At 65.2% G+C, this 20,821-nt stretch carries 23 protein-coding genes; 13 read left to right on the forward strand and 10 right to left on the reverse strand.

Translation table 11 applies throughout. The features are described from left to right. Window positions 1-128 precede the first annotated feature (128 nt). On the forward strand, window positions 129-1,166 hold the full coding sequence (locus tag QZM67_RS29140; protein WP_301808677.1) for a hypothetical protein: 1,038 nt from the start codon (window positions 129-131) through the stop codon (window positions 1,164-1,166). Between the two features lie 126 nt (window positions 1,167-1,292). After that, window positions 1,293-1,523, forward strand: coding sequence for a hypothetical protein (locus QZM67_RS29145; protein WP_301808680.1), 231 nt, complete (start codon window positions 1,293-1,295; stop codon window positions 1,521-1,523). 5 nt (window positions 1,524-1,528) lie between these two features. On the opposite strand, the gene QZM67_RS29150 is transcribed toward QZM67_RS29145, so the two are convergent. Further along, entirely contained in the window at window positions 1,529-2,608 is a 1,080-nt protein-coding gene (locus QZM67_RS29150; RefSeq protein ID WP_301808682.1) for an HNH endonuclease signature motif containing protein, read from the reverse strand. Window positions 2,609-2,661: 53 nt separating this feature from the next. Next, complete coding sequence (locus QZM67_RS29155; protein WP_038757527.1) at window positions 2,662-3,060, reverse strand: helix-turn-helix domain-containing protein; 399 nt, start codon at window positions 3,058-3,060, stop codon at window positions 2,662-2,664. An 8-nt stretch (window positions 3,061-3,068) separates the two neighbouring features. Between QZM67_RS29155 and QZM67_RS29160 the strand changes: the two genes are divergently transcribed. The 4 genes from QZM67_RS29160 (at window position 3,069) to QZM67_RS29175 (ending at window position 6,102) form a co-directional block, all read left to right on the forward strand. Next, the gene (locus tag QZM67_RS29160; protein ID WP_301808687.1) at window positions 3,069-3,713 is read left to right on the forward strand and encodes a MarR family transcriptional regulator; all 645 of its coding nucleotides are present in this window, start codon (window positions 3,069-3,071) and stop codon (window positions 3,711-3,713) included. Next, a complete protein-coding gene (locus tag QZM67_RS29165; protein WP_301808689.1) occupies window positions 3,658-4,545 on the forward strand; it encodes an Imm72 family immunity protein in 888 nt (295 codons plus the stop codon). Before QZM67_RS29160 ends, QZM67_RS29165 begins: the two co-directional genes overlap by 56 nt. Then, complete coding sequence (locus tag QZM67_RS29170) at window positions 4,542-5,447, forward strand: Imm72 family immunity protein (protein WP_301808691.1); 906 nt, start codon at window positions 4,542-4,544, stop codon at window positions 5,445-5,447. The genes QZM67_RS29165 and QZM67_RS29170 overlap by 4 nt, the downstream gene beginning before the upstream one ends. Before the next feature lie 310 nt (window positions 5,448-5,757). Continuing rightward, window positions 5,758-6,102 (forward strand): cupin domain-containing protein, encoded by a 345-nt coding sequence (locus QZM67_RS29175; protein WP_006752094.1) that lies wholly within the window; start codon window positions 5,758-5,760, stop codon window positions 6,100-6,102. Window positions 6,103-6,223: 121 nt separating this feature from the next. Here QZM67_RS29175 and QZM67_RS29180 read toward each other — a convergent pair whose 3' ends face one another. Both QZM67_RS29180 and gabP read right to left on the reverse strand, forming a co-directional pair. Continuing rightward, a complete protein-coding gene (locus tag QZM67_RS29180) occupies window positions 6,224-7,321 on the reverse strand; it encodes a GlxA family transcriptional regulator (RefSeq protein WP_301808693.1) in 1,098 nt (365 codons plus the stop codon). A 291-nt stretch (window positions 7,322-7,612) separates the two neighbouring features. After that, window positions 7,613-9,007, reverse strand: coding sequence for a GABA permease (gabP, locus tag QZM67_RS29185; protein ID WP_089450666.1), 1,395 nt, complete (start codon window positions 9,005-9,007; stop codon window positions 7,613-7,615). A 509-nt stretch (window positions 9,008-9,516) separates the two neighbouring features. On the opposite strand from gabP, the gene QZM67_RS29190 reads away from it, so the two are divergent. After that, window positions 9,517-10,677 carry an enolase C-terminal domain-like protein gene (locus QZM67_RS29190; RefSeq protein WP_301808696.1) on the forward strand — a complete coding sequence of 387 codons (1,161 nt, stop codon included), beginning with the start codon at window positions 9,517-9,519 and terminating at the stop codon, window positions 10,675-10,677. Here the strand turns inward: QZM67_RS29190 and QZM67_RS29195 are convergent. The 3 genes from QZM67_RS29195 to QZM67_RS29205 all read right to left on the reverse strand — a co-directional run bounded on the left by QZM67_RS29195 (window position 10,663) and on the right by QZM67_RS29205 (window position 12,828). After that, window positions 10,663-11,307 (reverse strand): LysE/ArgO family amino acid transporter, encoded by a 645-nt coding sequence (locus QZM67_RS29195; protein WP_301808698.1) that lies wholly within the window; start codon window positions 11,305-11,307, stop codon window positions 10,663-10,665. The two genes, QZM67_RS29190 and QZM67_RS29195, sit on opposite strands and share 15 nt — an antisense overlap. A gap of 126 nt (window positions 11,308-11,433) precedes the next feature. Then, window positions 11,434-11,775 carry a multidrug efflux SMR transporter gene (locus QZM67_RS29200; RefSeq protein WP_301808699.1) on the reverse strand — a complete coding sequence of 114 codons (342 nt, stop codon included), beginning with the start codon at window positions 11,773-11,775 and terminating at the stop codon, window positions 11,434-11,436. Window positions 11,776-11,898: 123 nt separating this feature from the next. Then, entirely contained in the window at window positions 11,899-12,828 is a 930-nt protein-coding gene (locus QZM67_RS29205) for a LysR substrate-binding domain-containing protein (RefSeq protein WP_301808700.1), read from the reverse strand. 170 nt (window positions 12,829-12,998) lie between these two features. Between QZM67_RS29205 and QZM67_RS29210 the strand changes: the two genes are divergently transcribed. From QZM67_RS29210 to scpB, 3 genes are all read left to right on the forward strand, one after another. Beyond that, window positions 12,999-14,321: an MFS transporter gene (locus QZM67_RS29210; RefSeq protein WP_301808702.1), complete on the forward strand. Its 1,323-nt coding sequence runs from the start codon at window positions 12,999-13,001 to the stop codon at window positions 14,319-14,321. A gap of 61 nt (window positions 14,322-14,382) precedes the next feature. Further along, the gene (locus QZM67_RS29215; RefSeq protein ID WP_301808704.1) at window positions 14,383-15,606 is read left to right on the forward strand and encodes a CaiB/BaiF CoA-transferase family protein; all 1,224 of its coding nucleotides are present in this window, start codon (window positions 14,383-14,385) and stop codon (window positions 15,604-15,606) included. Next, window positions 15,603-16,412, forward strand: a complete 810-nt coding sequence (gene scpB, locus QZM67_RS29220) for a methylmalonyl-CoA decarboxylase (protein ID WP_301808707.1) — start codon at window positions 15,603-15,605, stop codon at window positions 16,410-16,412. The genes QZM67_RS29215 and scpB overlap by 4 nt, the downstream gene beginning before the upstream one ends. 118 nt (window positions 16,413-16,530) lie before the next feature. Here scpB and QZM67_RS29225 read toward each other — a convergent pair whose 3' ends face one another. The 3 genes from QZM67_RS29225 to QZM67_RS29235 all read right to left on the reverse strand — a co-directional run bounded on the left by QZM67_RS29225 (window position 16,531) and on the right by QZM67_RS29235 (window position 18,665). After that, window positions 16,531-17,070, reverse strand: coding sequence for a chromate transporter (locus tag QZM67_RS29225; protein WP_301808708.1), 540 nt, complete (start codon window positions 17,068-17,070; stop codon window positions 16,531-16,533). Continuing rightward, window positions 17,067-17,678 carry a chromate transporter gene (locus QZM67_RS29230; protein WP_301808709.1) on the reverse strand — a complete coding sequence of 204 codons (612 nt, stop codon included), beginning with the start codon at window positions 17,676-17,678 and terminating at the stop codon, window positions 17,067-17,069. The genes QZM67_RS29225 and QZM67_RS29230 overlap by 4 nt, the downstream gene beginning before the upstream one ends. 231 nt (window positions 17,679-17,909) lie before the next feature. After that, window positions 17,910-18,665: a DeoR/GlpR family DNA-binding transcription regulator gene (locus tag QZM67_RS29235; protein ID WP_301808712.1), complete on the reverse strand. Its 756-nt coding sequence runs from the start codon at window positions 18,663-18,665 to the stop codon at window positions 17,910-17,912. A gap of 81 nt (window positions 18,666-18,746) precedes the next feature. Here QZM67_RS29235 and QZM67_RS29240 point away from each other — a divergent pair, with 81 nt between their 5' ends. The 3 genes from QZM67_RS29240 to QZM67_RS29250 all read left to right on the forward strand — a co-directional run bounded on the left by QZM67_RS29240 (window position 18,747) and on the right by QZM67_RS29250 (window position 20,771). Then, complete coding sequence (locus QZM67_RS29240; protein WP_089450075.1) at window positions 18,747-19,346, forward strand: NUDIX domain-containing protein; 600 nt, start codon at window positions 18,747-18,749, stop codon at window positions 19,344-19,346. Then, entirely contained in the window at window positions 19,343-19,723 is a 381-nt protein-coding gene (locus QZM67_RS29245; RefSeq protein ID WP_175026399.1) for a DUF4406 domain-containing protein, read from the forward strand. The genes QZM67_RS29240 and QZM67_RS29245 overlap by 4 nt, the downstream gene beginning before the upstream one ends. A 175-nt stretch (window positions 19,724-19,898) precedes the next feature. Next, the gene (locus QZM67_RS29250; RefSeq protein ID WP_301808714.1) at window positions 19,899-20,771 is read left to right on the forward strand and encodes a Sir2 family NAD-dependent protein deacetylase; all 873 of its coding nucleotides are present in this window, start codon (window positions 19,899-19,901) and stop codon (window positions 20,769-20,771) included. The last annotated feature ends 50 nt before the right edge of the window (window positions 20,772-20,821 follow it).

Here is a 20,821-nt window from a genome sequence, read left to right on the forward strand (position 1 = left end):
CAAGTGGACCGGCTCCCGGCACGATTGGAAGAGCGCGATGACCCAGTTTGCGCTGCTTTACCCGGAGCGATTCAACATCGGAATCTGAGTCTTAACCCGCCTCACACACAAGATTCCGGATACCTCCATTGGCGTTTCGCGCGCCGCATACAACTTTACTTCATCGCGCGACACTTCCTCAAAAACTCTACTTCGACACTAACCTGTTGCTGCCAACTTTTATCGATGGCCACCCACATCACCAGACATACGTCGCGCTGCTGCAGCGCCTTAAGCAAGCTTCCGCGCGAGCTGGAAATAAGTTACAACTGCTCACATACAGTGGTTACCTAAACGAGATTATCAGTCATAAGGCCGCTGCAATTTTGTACGCGAAAGAGGCCGGTGATAATTTCGAAGCGTTGGCGCGCAGTGATGCGTTATACCATGGTCCCGGCAACATCAATGTATTCGTCGGAGCTTACGTAAACTCCGTGGAGAACGGTCATCCACGGGGGTTTGATGCCTTCTTAAAGCGCGTCGCTCCGTATGCCACTGAGACCGAACTGAGGCGGTGGATTGAGAAACAAGGCTTTGTTGTTGTGGCATCGGTGAAAAACGGCTTTTATGGAAAACTGTATCCGATGCTTGAACAGCGCAACGCAACTCGTCTTTCCAACGGAAAGCAACCGATCCTTGTTGAGCACGATGCGTTGCAGTTGAGCCTGTTAGATGCTGATCACCAAAAAGGACAACGAGCGCTTTTCATAACTGCTGATCGCCAGCTTTACGAGGACTTAGCTGGATCCTCGTTTAGGCACTTGACCGAATTCATGGTCAGCCATATTGGAATCGTCCAATTTGTTGATCTCTTGATCGGCCTGAAAAGTGACGACCGGACGTTGGGTGAGCTGCTTTGGAGCAACAAAATTTCAGAAAAGGCACAGCGCATTCGATCCTATTTGACTGTCGAGGCTTTGAGCAAGTATGACGCAGCGATGGCCATGGACTTGCATGCTGTGGTCGAGGCCCAGTCCGAAGACATCGCAAAACGACTGGAGCGGCAGGGTGCTGATCTGGAGTCTCATGACCCAGCCCAACGGGTCAAGGCGCTCAAATCATTGGGCACGCTTGAGGCAAATTTCTTTGCGGATATTAGTCAACGCATATCCAAGAAAAAGCGCTGATCTCCGGGAGGTACTTTTCGATCTGATTCCGGCGCGATAGATAATTCAGCCACGTTCTTCGAGGCGCTGCTATCCCACGCACGTAGCGTGTTGTGTCAGCGGCGGATTTGCTCGGATAGTCGTCGTATGGACGACATTCAACACCCCAACGATTTCCCGACGTTGACCAACGAGCAGATTTGCGAGCTGGCTGCGGCGGTGTGTGACGATTTCGGCGGCGACCTCCCGCGAGCAGCTTTCACGGAGACACTGCGGTTGCTTCTCGAAGACGTTCCAGGATTCGAGGCAGGCAAGGTGGACGAGAGGCTCATTGAGTCGGCGTGGGGGACGTACAGCGGTCGTCCGCCCAATTCCTGAGATTTCTACTCGCGCACCAGTTCAGCCACCTTTCCGTAGAGAGTTTCTCGGTACGCACGAGCATTTTCCGAGAAGTGGAGCTGTCGATGGCAGTTTGGGCAAACGGCTACCGCGTTCGTTGGCGTATCCGATCCGTCGTCCGCAAGTCTGCGGAGATGATGGACCTCCAAAAATGGGAAGCCGTCTGCCCCGATGAACGGGGCCGGTTGATTGCAAGCCTCGCATGTCCCATTTGCTCGCTCCAGCACCCATGCTTTGACCTGCGGATCCCGTACGACGCTGGTCGTGGTTGATGTAGTCTTTCGGGGTGTTTTGCTTCCTGCGGGGCGTTGCTTCAGCGTCTTGCGAAGCTTGGCGACCGTAGCTGCTTCGGTAGCCCTCGCCGATTCGCGGCGGCCTTCCAGTTCGCAGATGAGCGTTTCTATCTGCTCAGTGACTCTCACTCCAACGTTCTTTGCCGGCGGGAGGCCGGGTATCCAGTCCCGTCCCATGAGAGCTAAGACATGGGAGATGTTCTGCATCCGGTATTCGCACGACTTCTCGGACCGGCCAATTCTCGCGGAGAGGTCTCGATAGACCTGCTTCTTTACAACGGATTGCCCGTTCCGGAGCCGACGTGCCATGTCGAGATACGCGACGACGGAGGCTCTCAATTCTGGTTCGGACCAATCCGATTCAAGTCGATTTTCTTCGTCGATCCTTCTCGCCCAGTCTTGCATCAGAAGCAGACACGTCGCTTCGTCCTGGACCCAAAGATACGAACCGCTGTAGTCACTATTGACCTGCAATAGATTCGGGTCACACCCATGTTGCAGAGCGAACTCGGCCTTATCGAAGTTCGGGGGAGCCTTGGCGCGATTCTTCTCGAACCGGTACAAGCAAGCATAAGGGGGGTTATGCCCCCAGAGATCCTCGTGCATATTCCCGACGTGCACGCCGCGCCAAGTGATACGCAGAGTCTTTCTCTGGTCATTCGGACCCTGCGTCGTGGGAGCGATAGTAAAGCCGGCAGCTTCCAGCGCATGGATGGCGCTCAGTGCGAACGCGTTCGGCGGGTTGCCCGTATAGTTTGAAAGATCAGGCATGGGAACAATATGATCCGAGTGAATGCAACGTTTGTCGCTGCAAGACTTGATTGTTACTTGCGCCGCTTGCTCTTGGCCGGATGCTTGGCCCTCAGCATGTCGGCGAACTGCTGAACGAAATTCACGACGAGTTCCCGCTCGTCGCTATCCAGTCCATCGAGCGCGTCCGCAATCATCGCCAGTTGGTCATCCGGTCGCTTCGATCCGCGCTGCAACAACTGGTCTACCGAGCAGTTGAGTGCGTCACTAAGCTGCTGGAGCCGATGCAAAGTCGGCACACGAGTGCCACGCTCCCATCGGCTGACCGCTTCCTGTTCCAGGTCGATCATCTCCGCGAGCTTCGCCTGTGTCAGACCGCGTGCGCGTCGTTGTTCGGCAATGGCAGTTCCGACACGAGCGGCAAGCAATGCGTCTTGAGCGTCTTCGGTCGGGGAGGCAGGGCTGGTAGTCATAGGACGATATGGTCGTCTTCATTCCGATTGTGATGAACAACCATATTGGAATGTTATATTCCAATATGGTTGAATTTGTCGAGGGGTTGACGTATCGTGCGGAGATGCCTGAGCGGTCGGGGATAACAACGAACGCTCTCGGGCAAGGGCCAATCCAGAAAAATCAACGACCTATGACCACAAACGATCCTCTTTCCCGGTTTCACGCCTTCATGACCGCCTATGAGGGATGTCGAGCGTCGGCGCTCGCGAGCGCGTTGCAGATGACGCCGATGGCGGCCAGAGCACTCGGACTGATCAATGCATTTCCGGGCATGACCCTGCACGAACTGAGTTGTGTTCTCGGCGGCAGCCAAGGGCAAGTAATCGGCGCGGCATTCGACCTAAAGCACTTCGGCTACATCGACATCACCGAGGAGCAGAATGACAATCGGCGGTGTGTACTTCGACCGATCCGGGATCGGATGTTCGGCTTCGATGGGTACCAGCGGCTCGTGAGTAATCTTGCGAGCGACGCAGGAATCGCCGAACGCTTGGAGGCGTTGCTACCGCTGTATCAGGACGTTTTGATGAAAGCTTTGGAAGAGTTGCAGGGTGATGCGCAGAGCGTCCAATATCAGGCGCAACGGCGGATACTGGCGCGGGTCGCGTAATCGCGTGCTGAGATTTCGAACATGGAATTCGAGAGATTGTTCGAAGGGAACGTATGCCGGCGATTTCCTGAATGCGTTGGCGAGGATGGATCAGGGCATTGAGACCTTGCGACAAGGTGCCGACAAGCGATCGGCCTACGATGCGCTCATAGCGGGTAGCGAGAAAGGGGGCGAGCTGTTGTTCGGGCGGAGTGCACACGAGGTCGGTCGAACATACGACCCGTTTTTCCACGCGCTTGGCGTGAGGGATACGCGATTCTCGGATTTCGAATATGCAACGGGGTATGCGGAAGGGGCGTGGATTGAAGAGTTGAGCTGTCAGGCGCTCAAGTGCACGGTCGGGCTCGATTTTTCCGAATACCTTGCCTATGGCAAGCGTGCCGACGGCGGCACGCGTGTGTTCAAGCACTGGACGTATGAATCGTTGTTCCAGGATCCGTTTTTTCCTGCATGGCGATATTGGCCGCCCGGTCGCCGCTACCCCGCAGAACTTCCTCCTTGTCCGCCCAGGAACGAATCCGGTGCCGGCGAGGTTTGCAGCGATCAGGCGATTCCTGTCGAGGGTATCTGGGAACCATGGTTTCCGGCCGGCAAGGTCGGCTGTCCGAGCTACTTCCTCGAAGGCAGTATTGCCCACAAGTACCTGCTGGAAGGGTCCAACGACGAGCAGGTGGTGCGCTGGCGGCTGCTGTGGGAAGACACGCGATACCGGGATGGCAGCATTCCGGCGGAGGAGGGAACTTACGTCCCCGAACCTGTCACGTTGTCGCCCCTCGATCAAGCTGCGGTAGCCGATGCTGGCAAGCAATCGACGAACGAACAGGTTCCATGATGTTGAATATTTTGACCATGACCGCCGAGCAGGAACAGGATGCGCGCGCCAAGGCGTTTTATCTGCTCAAGAAATGGACGAGTTTCACGTTCCTGGAATACGCCGTTGGACTCTATCGGGATTTTCTCGGCGCGTACGCAAGACAACTGGACACACCGAGCCCGAATCAGGTGGAACTTGAGGAGGCCTACAGGCATGACTTCCAGGGGGCGCTGGTGCAAATGGATCTGGGCATCGATGCATTGCGCCGGGGTCTCGACAAACGAGCGGCATACGACGCGCTGATGACAGGAAGCCAGCAAGCTGGCGACCTGTTGTTTGGACGGAGTGCGCTTGAAATCGGTCGTAAATACGATCCGTTTTTTCATTCACTGGGACTGAAGGACACCAGCTTTGCGGACCCGGTGTATGCCACGGGGTTCGCGGAGGGCGTGTGGATCGAGAGATTGATCGGCTACGCGCTCAAGTGCACGGTCGGATTCGGTTTTACCGGGATGCTTGCATACGGAACACGTGCGGATGGCGGGACCCGCGTTTTTGAGCACTGGACCTATGAATCCATGTTCGAACAGGCGCCTCTTCCGGCTTGGCGGTATTGGCCACCCGGTCGCAGCTATCCCGCATCGCTTCCTCCCTGTCCCCCCAGGAACGAATCCGGCAGCGGCGAGGTTTGCAGCGATCAGGCGATTCCTGTCGAGGGTATCTGGGAACCTTGGTTTCCGGCCGGCAAAGTCGGCTGTCCGAGTTACTTCCTCAAAGACAGTATTGCCCACAAGTACCTGCTGGAAGGGTCCAACGACGAACAGGTGGTGCGCTGGCGGCTGCTGTGGGAAGACAAGCGTTACCGGGATGGCAGCATTCCGGCGGAGGAGGAAACTTACTTCCCCAAGGCTGTCGCGTAACCGCGGCTACGGGTCCTGCCCGGAGAGCCTGGTCCGCGCACCGGTTACGCGCAAAGCCCGGCCGTGAAAGATCCGGTTTATGTCGCGGCCGGAGCGTCCATGCCGGGGCCGCACCGCGCAGCGTGGGGGATGGTCATTCGGCATTGCGGCGATCCTAAACCGGACCATTGAATCGCGGCCGAGGCGGAGTGCCCGCATGCAAGCCCGTGTCGAAAATAGACGAGTCCGCGTCGGAAGCATACAAGTCCCCGCCACGCTTTCGAACTAACGTGACAGGCCTCTCTTACACGATCGTTAGTCTGGAGCCGACATGTCCGATTTCATCACCGTCTTGCGCGAAACCTGCCCGACCCCCGTCCTTGACGCGACCAAGTGGAAGCGCATCGGCGGCGATCCGCACACCGTGAACCTGAACGCTTACCTCTCGAAGGACGGCAGCAAGATCATGGGCACCTGGATCTGCACGCCGGGCAAGTTCGAGGTGAACTACGAGAAATGGGAGTACTGCCACTTCCTCGACGGCTACTGCATCATCACGCCGGAAGGCGAGGAGGCGGTGCACCTCAAAGCCGGCGACGTGTTCGTAATCGAACCCGGGATGAAAGGGACGTGGGAAGTGGTGGAAACGGTGCGCAAGTACTTCGTGTTCGCCTGAGTGAGTGGATCGGATCGGCCTGAGCAAATGGCGCCGGTCGTCCCGACACGTTGAGCCGCACCCTTCAGCCGATACCATCGAACGGGGATGGCTGCCGGGATGACCCGCGGCGGATTCCGGCTCAATAAAACTCGTTCCGGTTCGGAAACAGCTCGCCGAGCGTGGTCGCGTGCCCGGCCGGTTCCGCTATCCCGCCAATCGCGCCGGGTGCCTGACGCTCGCGATACGCGCTCGGCGACATCCCGTACGCGCGCCGAAACTCGCGCCCGAGATGTGACGCATCGGCAAATCCGCAGGCGGCCGCGATTTCGGAAATGTTCTTGTCCAGATGCGTCAGCATCCATGCGGCCGTGCGAATCCGGATGGCCCGGTAGCACGCTGCCGGCCCGCTGCCGGTCGCTTCCCTGAACAGCCGTTCCAGCTGTCTCGACGAGACGTCCAGCCGTCGCGCCAGCTCGTCGATCGTAATCGAGTGGCTGATGTGTTGTTCCATCAGCAGGATCGCGCGCTTCACCTTCGGATGCGCGTTGGGTGCGACGCCGGGCGGATGCGGTTGCGGCGCGCTGACCGTTTCGCGCCCGTCTACCAGCAGGATCCGGAGCGCCTTGTAGACGATCGACGGCTCGATGTGCCGCACCAGGATCGCGGCCGCGACGTCAATCGACGCGCGTCCGCCGGAGCAGGTCACGCGCCGGCCGTCCACCACGTAGAGGCGATCGGACACCACGAGCTTCGCGTCGACGGACGGAAACCGCTCGATGAAATCCCAGTAGTGAAACCAGCTGACGCAGATCCGGTGTCCGGCCATCACGCCCGCACGTGTCAGCGCGAACGCGCCCGTGCAGATGCCGACCAGCATCGCACCGGTCGATGCAGCCGCGCGAATGAATTCGAGCGTGGCCGCGTCGAGTTCCGAGCGGGCATGCAGGAGCCCGCCCACGACGACCACGTAGTCGTATTCCTGACGCGCGTTCAACGACTCCCACGCCGGGATCTGGATCCCGCAGCTGGCGCGAACGGGGGCGGCCATGTCGCCGAGGATCGTCCACGACAGTCTGACCGGACGGCTGTTGTCGCCTTCGTCGGCCGCGAGCCGCAGCACGTCGATCATGCCCGAGAACGCCGTCAGCGTGAAATTCGGCAACAGGACGAAGCCGAACCGGATACGTGCCGGCGTGTCGGGTTCCGGCGGGCTTGCGACAGGCGCTGCATGACTCATGATGATGCGCGAATAAGGCAGCTGCTCGCGCAGATGCGAAACAAGGAGGGCCGGCGCGATGCTCGGCGAATCGCCCCGGTGGGCAACGTGGGCCGCAGCGCCGGGTTGCCGTGCGGATGGACGTCGTGAACGACGCGGCCGGGATATCGCCGGCCGGGTCGAGTCGGAAACATCGCCGCGGCATGGCAGTCGTCGGCGCAGGGCGCCACGCACCCGAAACTCGCGAAGCCCGATGCGACCGACTCGCCGGTAGCGGCAACCGCGCGCCTGCCTGCGCGCGTCGATGTGTCCTCAGGCCGACGACACGCCGCGGCGGCTGAGGCTCGACTGCGCATCGCGGCTGCGCTGGTTGAGCCACGCGGCGATCAGCACGAGCCCGGCGAGCACGCCGGTTGCCGCGACTTCCATCCGGTGGCCGTCGAGGAACAGCATCGTGACGAGCGTCCCGCAGATGAACACGATGACTGCCCACGTGAGCCACGGGAACATCCACATCCGCAGCGTCAGCGCCGAACCGCTCACGTCGAGCATGCGGCGCATCCGCAGTTGCGACACCGCGATCACCAGATATACGAGCAGCGCGATCGCGCCGGACGTCGCGATCAGCACGTTGAACACCTGTTCCGGTACCACGTAGTTCGCGATCACGGTCAGGAAGCCGAAGGCAGTTGACGCGAGCACGGCCGCGCGCGGCGTGCCGGTCGAATCGGTACGATGCAGGAACGCCGGTGCATCCTTGCGCTTCGACAGCGAGAACAGCATTCGCGACGCGGTGTACAGCGCCGAGTTCAGGCAGCTCGCGACCGACACGAGCACGATCACGTCGATGATCGCTTTCGCATGCGGGACGCCAAGCAGTTCCATCACGCGCTGGTACGAGCCGTGTACCGGCAGCAGCGGGTCGTTCCACGGCACGATCGCGGTGACGAACAGGATCGAGCCGAGATAGAACAGCGAGATGCGCCAGATCACCGAATTCGTCGCGCGCACGATCTGCCGCTCCGGATGCTCGGATTCGGCCGCGGCGATCGTCACGATCTCGGTGCCGACGAACGAGAACATCGTCATCAGCATGCCGGCGAACACCGCGCCGATCCCGTTCGGCATGAACCCGCCGTGCGTGACCAGGTTCGAGAAGCCCGACGCGTGGCCGCCCGGCAGCAGCCCGAATACGGCCGCACCGCCGATCGCGATGAACACGGCGATCGCGACGACCTTGATCAGCGCGAACCAGAATTCGAACTCGCCGTAGTTCTTGACGGAGAACAGGTTGGTCACCGTCAGCAGCAGCGTGACGCCGAGCGCAAAAATCCACGTCGCGATACCCGGGAACCACGCGTTGAGGATGGTGGCCGCCGCCGTCGCCTCGATCGGGATCACGAGCACCCAGAACCACCAGTACAGCCAGCCGATCGTGAAGCCGGCCCAATGGCCGATCGCGCGATCGGCATAGGTGGAGAACGAGCCGCTGTCCGGATGGGCGACGGCCATCTCGCCGAGCATGCGCATCACGAGGACGACGAGCGCGCCCGTCAGTGCATAGGCGATCAACGCTGCCGGTCCCGCTGCCGCGATCGCGTGGCCGGAGCCGACGAACAGGCCTGCGCCGATCACGCCCGCGATCGACAGCATTGTGACGTGGCGTGGCTTCAGGCCTGTCGCCAGGCCCGTATGACTACCATTCATGTCGTCCTCCAATCCCTGTTTCCAGTATCTGGTTTGTTGTTCAATGAGCTGCACGTTGCAGGGAGCCATCGCGGCGTTTCCGCATGCGTTGGCCTGCCTGACGACATGTATCTTCTCGGCACAAAACCACGCGATCTAGAAAATATCCGACCGCAACCCATAACAAATGCGACGCGCGGTTGATCGGCGGCGACACTTTTCGTGTGTGATGCCGATGGAAGCGGCGATGCCCCGGGGCAAACGCGGATTGCGGGACGCGATCGGATATCGGCAGGCGCCGCCGATATCGGGCGCGGATGACATCGCAGTACGCGTGGAACGCGTGACGGAGAATGAGTCCGTACGCCGATGTGGCGCGGCGCGATTCGGGCGCTGCCAATCGGGTCGCATGACGGTCGCGAGCCTGCAAGGCATCGCGCAAGCACCTATGATGCAGCGATCCGCCCGTCGCGCCGGCCACCATGCATGCATGACCTGCGAACACCGAACGTATTTCCGGAACCCCGACCATGCGCATCACCGCGATCCACGAACGAGCGATTCCCGTGTCCCGCTATGCCGATCCGGCGATCGCGTCCGGCGGCCTGACGACGAGTGTGGTCGCGGTCGTCACCGACGTCGTGCGCGACGGCCGTCCCGTGACGGGCTACGGCTACGCATCGGTCGGCCGTTTCGCGCAGGGCGGCCTGATTCGCGAACGGTTCGCGCCACGCCTGCTGGCCGCCGCCGACACGCTCGCGGACGAAGCGGGCACGAACCTCGATCCGTTCCGCGCATGGCGCGCGATGATGGCCGGTGAAAAACCGGGCGGGCACGGCGAACGATGCGTCGCAGTCGGCACGCTCGACATGGCGATCTGGGATGCTGCCGCGAAAATCGCACACTTGCCGCTCCATCGCTTGCTCGCCGACCGGCTTGGCCGCACGGCAGCACCACGCGTGCGCGTCTATGCAGGCGGCGGCTACCGCTATCCGCATGACGACCTCACGCGTCTGTCGGACGAGATGCGCCGCATCGCCGATCTCGGCTACACGCACGCGAAGATCAAGATCGGCGGCGAGGATCTCGACCAGGACCGCAGGCGTATCGAAGCTGCGGCCACGCAACTGGCGGACAGTTCGCATCTCGCGGTCGACGCGATGAACACGTACGACGCGACGACCGTCGACGCGGCCGCCGCGATGCTCGCACCGTTCGACCTCTGGTGGTTCGAGGACATCTGCGATCCGCACGACCTGCCGCTCCAGGCGGATCTCGCCACGCGCTACGCACCGCCGATCGCGGCCGGCGAGGCGCTGTTCTCGCTCGCGGAAGCGAAGCTGTTCGACCGCTACGGCGGTTTGCGTCCGGAACGCGACGTGCTGGTGTTCGATCCGGTGCATTGCTACGGGCTGCCGAGCTATCTGCAGATCGTCGACCACTTCGCATCGCGCGGCTGGCGGCGCGACGCATTCTGGCCGCACGGCGGCCACCTGTTCTCGCTGCATGTCGTCGCGGCGCTCGGGCTTGGTGGGGCGGAAGTCAATCCGTTCGCGTTCCATCCGTTCAGCGGACTGGCCGATGGCGTGAGTGTCGACGCCGGATACGCCCCTGTACCGCAAGCACCGGGCGTCGGCTTCGAGCTCCATGCCGGCGCACACGACGTGTTTCGCACGTTATCGAGCCGCTGACGCCTGAAGCGCGTCGATCGCGAAACGCACCGCGAAGCCGAGCATCATCGCGGCGACGAAGCAATCGAGCACGCGCCATGCCAGCACGTGTGCGAACCACGCGCGGCACGCGCGTGCGCCATAGGCGAGCAGGAGGAACCACGCGAGCGAAGCCGTCATCGCGCCGATCGCAAACGGCGCGCGTGCGGCGGGCGCGTGGCTCACGATCACGGTGCCGAGCAGCAGCACGGTGTCGATCCACGCATACGGATTGAGCAATGAGACGGCGGCGGTCGCGAGCACCGTGCGCGACCGCGTGGGTTCGCTGCCCGAGCGTGGTCCATCGACGTGCTCTGGCTGTCGCCGCCGGATCGCGGAGCGCAGGGCGAGCAGGCCATAGCCGGCGAGATACGCGATGCCGGCCCACAACGCGGCCGATACCACGCCGGGATGCTGCGACAGCAACGACGACAACCCGTGCGCGCCGAGGGCGATCAGCAGCGCGTCGCTGCCGGCGCAGACGAGGGCGATGGAGAGCAGATGGGGGCTCGAGATCGAGCGCTTGATGACGAATGCGTCCTTGGGGCCGACCGACGTGAACAGGGCGGCGCCAAGCAGCAGGCCTTCGGCGAAGGCAGAGGTGTCGAGCACGAGCGGGCCGACAACCTCTTAAGCTGAACCGGTGATGGTTACGATGAACGAAACGTTAAGGGGCGCCCGGGGGTGTTGTCAATGCCCCGCCAGGCGCCCATACGCCGATGACCGGCCCGACGCCGGTCAGTGCGTGGCCGCTTCGCCGAGGTTGAGCGCAACGAGCGCACAGACGGTCAGCGCGACGCCGGCGAGCTTCAGCGACGACACCGATTCATCGAAGCAGAGGATGCCGATCACGGCCGTGGCCGCGGTGCTGGCGGCGGCCCAGCTTGCATACGCGAGCCCCATTTCGAGGCGCTTCGTCGCGAGCGCCATCAGCCACACCGCGCAGGCATAACAGACGACGGTGAGCGCGGAGGGGAGCGGGCGGGAAAAGCCGGCCGACAATTTCAGGCCGACGGAGCCGAGCACTTCGGCGAGGACACTGACGCCCAGCAGAAGCCAGGCAGACTGGAGCGGGGACACGAACGGCCTCCTTCCCCCGACGCTTATACCGAGCGGCGAGGAGAAGTGGCGGTGTCAGCGGTACCCAGGATGAACGGAGCTTAGTACGCGCGGCGGCCCGGCACAAGGCACGCAGCGTGCCCGTTACTTGCCGTCGGTCTGTCCGGACGCCCACTCGGGCCGCTGCCCGAGCGCGTCGAACAGCCGAACGATCTCGGCTTTCACTTTCTGCACCGCGTTGCTGACGAGCGCCGTATCGTGCCAGCACAGCGACAGGTCGCGCGCGAACAGCCGATGCGCGACCGTCGACAGCTTGAGCTTGCGCTCCTCGATCTCGACGTGCGCGGCCGTCCACGGCAGGATCGTCACGCCGAGCTGCGCCATCACGGCCGCGAACAGCAGCCCGGTCGAGCTCGCCTCGAAGCTGATCTCGTACGACAGCCCGGCCTCGCGCATCGCCCAGTCGACCCGGTTGCGGATCGTGTTCGGCGCGCTCGGCAGCACGAGCGGCATCCGCGCGATCGCGTCGAGCGGCACGGGATCGTCCGGCACCTGGAACCCGGGCCACGTGATCAGGTACAGCGTCTCCGTCAGCAGCCGGTGGATCGCGATGCCACGCGTGTCGACCGCGTCGACGACGATCGCGAGATCGAGCCGTGCGCGTTCGAGCAGCGTGTCGAGATCGGCGCTCGGCGCCTCGATCAGCTCCAGCATGATGCCCGGGTAGCGGTCGCGCACTGCGCGTGCGAGCGGAATGGCCAGCACGCGCGCGGTGCTCGACGGCATCCCGACCGTCACGCGGCCCTGTGGCGTGTCGGCGTCGCGGCGCAGCAGTTCGCGCGTGCCGTCGGCCTGGCGCAGCAGGTCGAGCGCGTGCTGATACAGCGTGCGGCCGGCGGCGGTGGGCGCGACGCCGCGCACGCTGCGTTCAAGCAACTGCATCCCGAGATCCTGTTCGAGATTGCGCATCTGCTGGCTGACCGCCGGCTGCGCGACATGCAGCGCCTCGCTCGCATGCGTGACGTTGCCGCATTCGACGACCTTCACGAAATAGCGCAACTGCCTCAAGTCCATCGCCGCCGCCTCCCGATTCGAGCCATAAGCCAATCCGATCGAGCAAGATGAATATCATATTTTTCCCCGATCGATGGGGTTTCTATACTCGTCTCACAAAAGAGCCAGCCTCCCGGCCATCCCGGACCGGACGCGGCAAAAGCGCCGGCCCCGCCGGCAAGGAGACGAAGATGTTCAAGGCGATCGACGCGCCGGCGGCCGGCGCGAAGCCGCGGCGCACGCCGCTCACGCGCGAGCAGGTCAAGGGCTTCTGGGCCGTGTATGCGGGCTGGGTGCTCGACGGCGTGGATTCGGTGATCTACGCGCTTGTGCTGATTCCCGCACTGACCGAACTGCTGCCGGCGTCCGGCATCGCGGCGACGCCCGCGAATCTCGGGATGTACGGTTCGATCCTGTTCGCGCTGTTCCTGATCGGCTGGGGGCTGTCGTTCATCTGGGGGCCGCTCGCCGACCGCTTCGGCCGCGTGCGTACGCTCGCCGCGAGCATCCTGATCTACTCGGTGTTCACCGGCGCGGCCGCGTTCGTGCACGACGTGTGGGCGTTGGCCGCGTGCCGGCTGATCGCCGGGATCGGCGTCGGCGGCGAATGGGCGCTTGCGGGCACCTACGTCGCCGAGAGCTGGCCGGAAGACCGCCGCAAGATGGGCGCCGGCTACCTGCAGACGGGCTACTACTTCGGTTTCTTCATCGCGGCGTGCCTGAACTACACGATCGGTGCGACCTACGGCTGGCGCGCGATGTTCCTGTGCGGCCTCGCGCCCGCGCTGCTCGCGGTGTTCACCGTGATGCGCGTGAAGGAGCCGGGGCAGTGGCGCCGGCACGATGCACGCGATGGCGACGTGGCCGACGCGCGGCGCGCGCATCCGCTGCGCGAGATCTTCGCGCCGGCCTTCCTGCGCCGCACGCTGACGAGCGCGAGCCTCGTCGGCGTCGCGATCGTCGGACTGTGGGCCGGCTCCGTCTACGAGGCGAGCGCGGTCAGCACGCTGGCGGCGCGCGCGGGCATCGATCACATCGGCGCACTGCGGCTCGCGTCGGTCGGCGCGGCGATCCTGTCGTGCGCGACGATCGCCGGCTGCCTGGTGGCGCCGTGGCTCTCCGAGCGGCTCGGCCGGCGCACCGCGCTCGGCGTGTATTTCGCGGGCATGGCCGCATCGATCGTGTTCGCGTTCGGCTGGGCGTTCTATCAGCCGAACGGGCTCGCGGCGTTCATGGTGTCGCTCGCGTTCCTCGGTTTCTTCGGCGGCAATTTCGCGATCTTCTCGCTGTGGCTGCCCGAGCAGTACCCGACGCGTGTGCGCGCCACCGCGTTCGCGTTCAACGCGTCGGTCGGCCGCTTCATCGGCGCAGGCGTGAACTTCCTGCTCGGCGCCGCGATTCACGGCTACGGATCGCTCGGCGTGCCGGTCGCATGGACCGCGGCCGTATTCGGGCTCGGCATCCTGATCCTGCCGTTCGCGGTCGAAACGCGTCACCAGACGCTGCCCGAATGAGCGCTGCGCCGCGATCGTTCGGAAACGAGCCACACCCAGTCATCAATATCAGGAGTCCGGAATGCAGGCATTACAAGGAATCAAGGTCGTCGATTTGAGCCGCGCGCTGTCGGGGCCGTTCTGCTCGATGGTGCTCGCCGATCTTGGCGCCGACGTGATCAAGGTCGAGTCGGGGCCGCACGGCGACATGAGCCGCGCATGGGGGCCGTTCGATCGCGGCGTGAGCACGTACTACCTGTCCTGCAACCGCAACAAGCGCGGCATCTGCGTCGATTTCCGGCAGCCGGCCGGCCTCGACGTCGTGCGTCGGCTGATCGCGCAGGCCGACGTCGTGATCGAGAATTTCAAGGCCGGCACGATGGACGCGATGGGGCTCGGCTACGCCGCGCTGAGCGCGCGCGATCCGCGGCTCGTGATGGGCAGCGTCACCGCGTTCGGCCCGCGCGGCCCGTTGCGCGACTGGCCCGGCTTCGACCAGATCGCGCAGGGCTATGCGGGGCTGATGAGCCTCACCGGTTTTCCCGACGGCGAGCCGACCCGCACGGGCACCGCGATCGGCGATCTCAGCTCGGGAATGTGGGTCGCGACCGGCGTGATGGCCGCGCTGTACGAGCGCGAGCGCACGGGGCGCGGCCAGCATGTCGGCACGTCGCTGCTCGAAAGCCTCGTTTCGCTGCTGAGCGTGCACGGGCAACGCTACCTGAGCCTCGGCGACGTGCCGCGCCGTACCGGCAATGCGCATGCGGTGATCGCGCCGTACGGCGTGTTCGAGACCGCTGACGGGCCGCTCAACCTCGCACCGATCACGACCGACATGTGGCTGCGGCTGTGCCAGTTGCTGGACCTGCCCGAACTGCCGAACGATCCGCGCTTCTCGACCAACGACGCGCGCGTCGCGCACCGCGACGAACTGAAAGCGTTGCTCGAGAGCCGGCTGCGCACGCGCGGCAAGCGCGAATGGACGCAGCGTTTCGTCGACGTCGGGCTGCCGGCCGGGCCGATCAACACGCTCGACGAAGTGTTCGACGATCCGCAGCTCGCGCATTGCGGGCTGGTCGAGCCGGTTGCGCATCCGACGCTCGGCACGCTGCGCCAGGTCGTCACGCCGCTCGGCGGGATGGGGGGCGAGATGCCGGCGCCGCGCACGCGCCATGCGCCGCCGCTGCTCGGCGAGCATACGGTCGACGTGCTGCGCGAAGCGGGCTACAGCGACGACGCGATCGACGCGCTGCTGGCCGGGCGTGCGATCTTCCAGGCGGAAGCGGTGGCGGAGGTCGTGCAATGAGCGATACGACGAAACACGAAGGGGCGTCGAACGTGACGGTCGACATGATCGGCGAGCGGATCGCGCGCGTACGGTTCGCGAATCCGGCGCGACGGCATGCGCTCGACGCGCCATTGCTCGATGCGCTCGTCGCGCGCCTCGATGCGCTGGCCGAACATCGTCCGCCACCGGTCGTGATCCTGTCGAACGACGGCAGCGGCGACGTGTGGAGCGCGGGGCACGACCTGCGCGAACTGGCCGACGATCGCGATCCGCTCGCGTATGGCAAGCCGCTCGAACGGGCGCTGCGGCGCGTGCGCACCTACCCGGGCGCGGTGATCGCAGCGGTGGCGGGTTCGGCGTGGGGCGGGGCGGTCGATCTCGTGATGAGTTGCGACCTGGTGGTCGCGGCGCGCGACGCGCGTTTCGCGATGACGCCCGCGAACATCGGCCTGCCGTATTCGACGAGCGGCCTGCTGCGCTTCTACGACAACCTGCCGATCCACGTGCTGAAGGAGATGTTCTTCTGCGCGCAACCGCTCGATGCGGAGCGCGCCGCGCATCACGGGCTCGTGAACCGGCTGGCCGACGCGGGCGGTGTCGACGATGCGGCGCTCGACGTCGCGCGCACGATCGCCGCGAAGGCGCCGCTCGCGGTGTACGCGGTGAAGGAACAGTTGAGGGTGCTGCAGGACGCACGGCCGTTGCCGGCCGACGCGTTCGAACGGATTGCCGAGCTGCGCCGGCAAGCGTGCGAAGGCGCGGACTTCGACGAAGGGCTGCGCGCGTTTGCGGAGCGACGCACGCCGGTGTTTCGCGGCGTCTAGGCGACGTGTTGCGCGAGCCGGGCGCGCATGCGACGCGAGCGCGCGGACGCGCTCGCGTCGCTGCGAGGGTATCGGCTGTGTCGTTCGTAGCCGCCCGCGCGTGCTGCGTCGCCGCGCGTCACATGCCGAGTGCGTGCACGCCGACGAGCAGCAGCGCGCCGATCGCGATCAGCAGCAGTGCATGAACGCGCGTATACATCACGCACAGCGTCGACGCGACCGCGATCGCGCGCGCGGCCCAGCCGCCGTCGAGCGCCTGCAGCAGCACCCACGCCGACGCGAGGATCATGCCGGCCGCGACCGGGCGCAGGCCGGCCTCGAGCGCGATCTGCCAGCGCGCGCCCTGGTGCCGCCGCCACAGATGCGCGACGCCGTAGATCAGGAACGCGGTCGGGCCGAACAGCGCGAGCGTCGCGATCACCGCGCCCCAGAAGCCGGCCACCTGCCAGCCGATCAGCGTCGCCAGCAGCGAGCCGGGGCCCGGCGCCATCCGCGCGATCGCGAAGTCGTTCACGAATTGCGTGGCGGTCATCCAGTGATGCACGTCGACCACCTGCCGCTGGATGTCGGCGATGATTGCCTGTCCGCCGCCGATCGTCGCGATCGACAGCGGCGCGAACACGCCGATCAGCGCGGCGTAGCGTTGCGATGCGGTCATCGCGTATCGCTCCCGGCCGGTGTTGCGGCCGCGCGGCGGTATTCGAGCGCGACGCTCAGCGTGCCGCCGACCAGCACGGTCCACACGAGCGGCCAGTGCAGCACCGCAACCGATACGAAGGTCAGCGCCATTACCGCGAACGGTAGCGCGCGACGCGGCAGCCGGCGCACGGCGGTGATCGCCATCGAGATCGACAGCCCGATCGCTGCCGCCGCCGCGCCGGCGAGCGCGACATGCGTGAGCGGAAAGCGCGTGAGGGTCGAGAACGCGATGCCGAACAGCACGATCAGCACGGCCGGCGGCGCGATGATGCCGGTGAAGCCGGCCACGGCGCCGCGCCATCCGGCGAGCCGGTAGCCGATCCAGATCGCGAGGTTCTTGACGTTGACGCCCGGCAGCGCCTGCGACAGCGCGAGGCCGTTGAGGAACGCCTCCTCGTCGAGCCAGCGCCGCTCGTAAACGAAGTCGCGCATCATCCGGCCACTCAGCCCGCCGCCGAAGCTGGTCAGGCCGATCTGGGAGAACGCGATGAACAGCGCGAGGACGCCGGGCGACGGCGCATCGCCAGCCGGCGGTGCCGGCGTGGGGGTGGCGGAGGGCGGGGGCATCGGGCGGGCGGCGCGTGGCGATTGGGCGGACGCCCATGTTAGCAAGCGGACCCTGTCAGCACGCTGACATGGGCTCGGCGGCGAAGCGATGAAAGCCCGCGGACGAATCAACGGGCGCGTTCCGGCGCATTCGGCGCATCCGGCACATCCGGCACATCCGGCACATCGGCACATCGGCACATCGGCACATCGGCACATCCGCACATCCCGCGCGCCCGCAACCCCGCGCAGCTACGCGCGCACGACCGTCACGCCCGCCGCCTCGATCGGCTTCGTCAGCGCGGCGTCGGTTTCCTTCTCGACCACCACGGTGTGCGCCAGCGTGAGCTCGCCGATCACGAACTGCGACGCCGCGCGCAGCTTCGACTGCGAAGCGAGCACGACCGTCTCGGCCGCGCGTTCGGCCAGCGCGCGCTTGATCGCAGCTTCCTCGAAATCGCCGGTGCTGAGCCCCGCGACCGGATGCACGCCCGTGACGCCCATGAAGTACAGGTCAGCGTGGATGCGCGTAATGCCTTCCATCGCCGCCGCGCCGACGGCGACGATCGAATGCTTGTAGAGCCGCCCGCCGATCAGGATCACGTCGATCGACGGATGCGCGGCCAGCGCCACCGCGACACTCGGGCTGTGCGTGACGATCGTCGCGCGCAGGTCGGCCGGCAACTGGCTGACGAGCAGCGCCGAGGTCGTGCCGCCGTCGACGATGGCCACTTGCCCAGGCACGATCATCTCCGCGGCCCGCCGCGCGATGCGCCGCTTTTCCGCCGTCTCGAGCGCCTCGCGCTGCGCGAACGGCGCGACGGCCGGCGACGCCGGCAGCGCGCCGCCATGCACGCGCTGCAGCAGGCCCTCGGCCGCGAGCTCGCGCAGGTCGCGGCGGACGGTGTCTTCGGACACGCCGAATTGCGCGCTCAGCTCGACCGCCAGCACCTGGCCGTCGCGCGCGAGTGCGTCGAGAATCGCTTTCTTGCGTTGGGTCGTCAGCATCGTGTTTGCACGAAATTTCTTGAATTTGCACGAATATGCACGTTACCATGGGCGCCGTCTTTTGTCGAACCGGAGGCTGGGATGGCTGCAACGCGGGACCGTGTCCGCATCGTCGATACGACGGTGCTGTCCGATGACTGGTATGTGCTGAGGAAGGTGACGTTCGATTTCCTGCGCCGCGACGGTACGTGGCAGCGCCTGAGCCGCGAGACCTACGATCGCGGCAACGGCGCGACGATCCTGCTGCGCAATGCCGATACGGGCGACGTGCTGCTGACGCGGCAGTTCCGGATGCCGGCATTCGTCAGCGGGCACGACGGCATGCTGCTCGAGGCCGCGGCCGGCCTGCTCGACGATGCGACGCCCGAAGCACGCATCCGCGCGGAGGCCGAGGAAGAGACCGGCTATCGCGTGCGCGGCGTGCGCAAGGTGTTCGAGGCGTTCATGAGCCCGGGCTCGGTGACGGAGAAGCTGCATTTCTTCGTCGGCGAATACGATGCGTCGTTGCGCACCGGCGATGGCGGTGGCGTCGCGGAAGAGGGTGAGGATCTCGAGGTCGTCGAGATGCCGCTGCAGGCAGCGCTGGATGCGGTCGAGCGCGGCGAGATCGTCGATGCGAAGACGATCATGCTGCTCCAGTACGTCGCGCTGCGGGAAACCGCCGGCGCGCGCACGGCATGACGCCGCTGCTCGTGCTGGTCGCCGGCCCTTATCGCAGCGGCACGGACGGCGACCCCGCACGCATCGCCGCGAACCTGCACCGGCTGGAGGCGGCCGCGCTCGCCGTGTATCGCCGTGGGCACGTGCCGATGATCGGCGAGTGGGTGTCGCTGCCGCTCGCCGTCGCGGCCGGGTCGCGACAGGTCGGCGACGCGATCAGCGAGGCGTTCCTGTATCCGGCCGCGCACCGGCTGCTGCGCCGTTGCGATGCGGTGCTGCGTATCGACGGCGCGTCGCGCGGGGCGGACATGGACGTCGGTCTTGCAAGGCAGCTCGGCAAGCCGGTCTATTTCGCGGCCGACGAGATTCCGGTCGCGCAGGACGATTCGGATAGCTGAACAGGCGGGGAGGCGCCCGGCCGCGGTGGCGCCCTGCATCGGCCGGTTGCCTGCATCGTCCGCGGCCGGTCGAGCATCGCGCCATGCCGTTGCATCGCGCATGCCGCGCCGCGCGCGAACCGGCGTATGATCGCGACGCTACCCGCGCACCGCTCGATGCTATCGCCGCCCCATCATGCCGTTTTCCGATTCCGCTGACTCCACCGCTGCTGCCGCTGCCGCACAACTGCCCGCCGATCTCGTCGCCTCCGCCGTTGCTGCGCTCGCGCGCGCCGACGCGTTGCTCGTGACTGCCGGCGCCGGTATGGGTGTCGATTCAGGGCTGCCCGATTTTCGCGGTACGGACGGGTTCTGGCGTGCGTATCCGGCACTGCGTCACGAGCGTTTCGAATTCCACGAGATCGCATCGCCGCACGCGTTCCGTGCGCGTGCGCAACTCGCGTGGGGGTTCTACGGGCACCGCCTTGCGCTCTACCGTGCGACGGTGCCGCATGCGGGTTTCGCGATCCTGCGCCGCTGGATCGACGCGATGCCGAACGGCGGCTTCGTGCTGACCAGCAACGTCGACGGCCAGTTTCAGAAAGCCGGCTTCGATCCGGCGCGGATCGTCGAGATCCACGGTTCGATCCACGCGATGCAGTGCCTGCGCCCCTGTTCGGACGACACGTGGGATGCGGCGCCGTTCGTGCCGGACGTCGACGAAGCGACCTGCCGCCTCGTCGGCGACCTGCCGCGCTGTCCGCACTGCGGCGGCCTCGCGCGGCCGAACATCCTGATGTTCGGCGACACCGGCTGGCTCGGTGCGCGTTACGACGCGCAGGAACGTGCGCTGGAAGACTGGATCACGCAGGCCGGGCGGGTCGCCGTGGTCGAGATCGGCGCGGGCACCGCGATCCCGACCGTGCGCCTGCTGAGCGAACGGCTCGGTGGCGACGTGATCCGCATCAACGCGCGCGAAGCGCATGCGCGCCGTGCGGACGTGATCGGCTTGAAGGGCGGCGCGCTGGCGACGCTGAGCGCGCTCGACGCAGCCTGGCAACGCGCGTGAACCTGCGAGCGGGCGAGACGGCCTGAACGGGCAGGGATCCTGCCGGCCGT

This window comes from Burkholderia sp. AU45251 (genome assembly GCF_030482905.1).
GTDB classification, from domain to species: domain Bacteria; phylum Pseudomonadota; class Gammaproteobacteria; order Burkholderiales; family Burkholderiaceae; genus Burkholderia; species Burkholderia aenigmatica.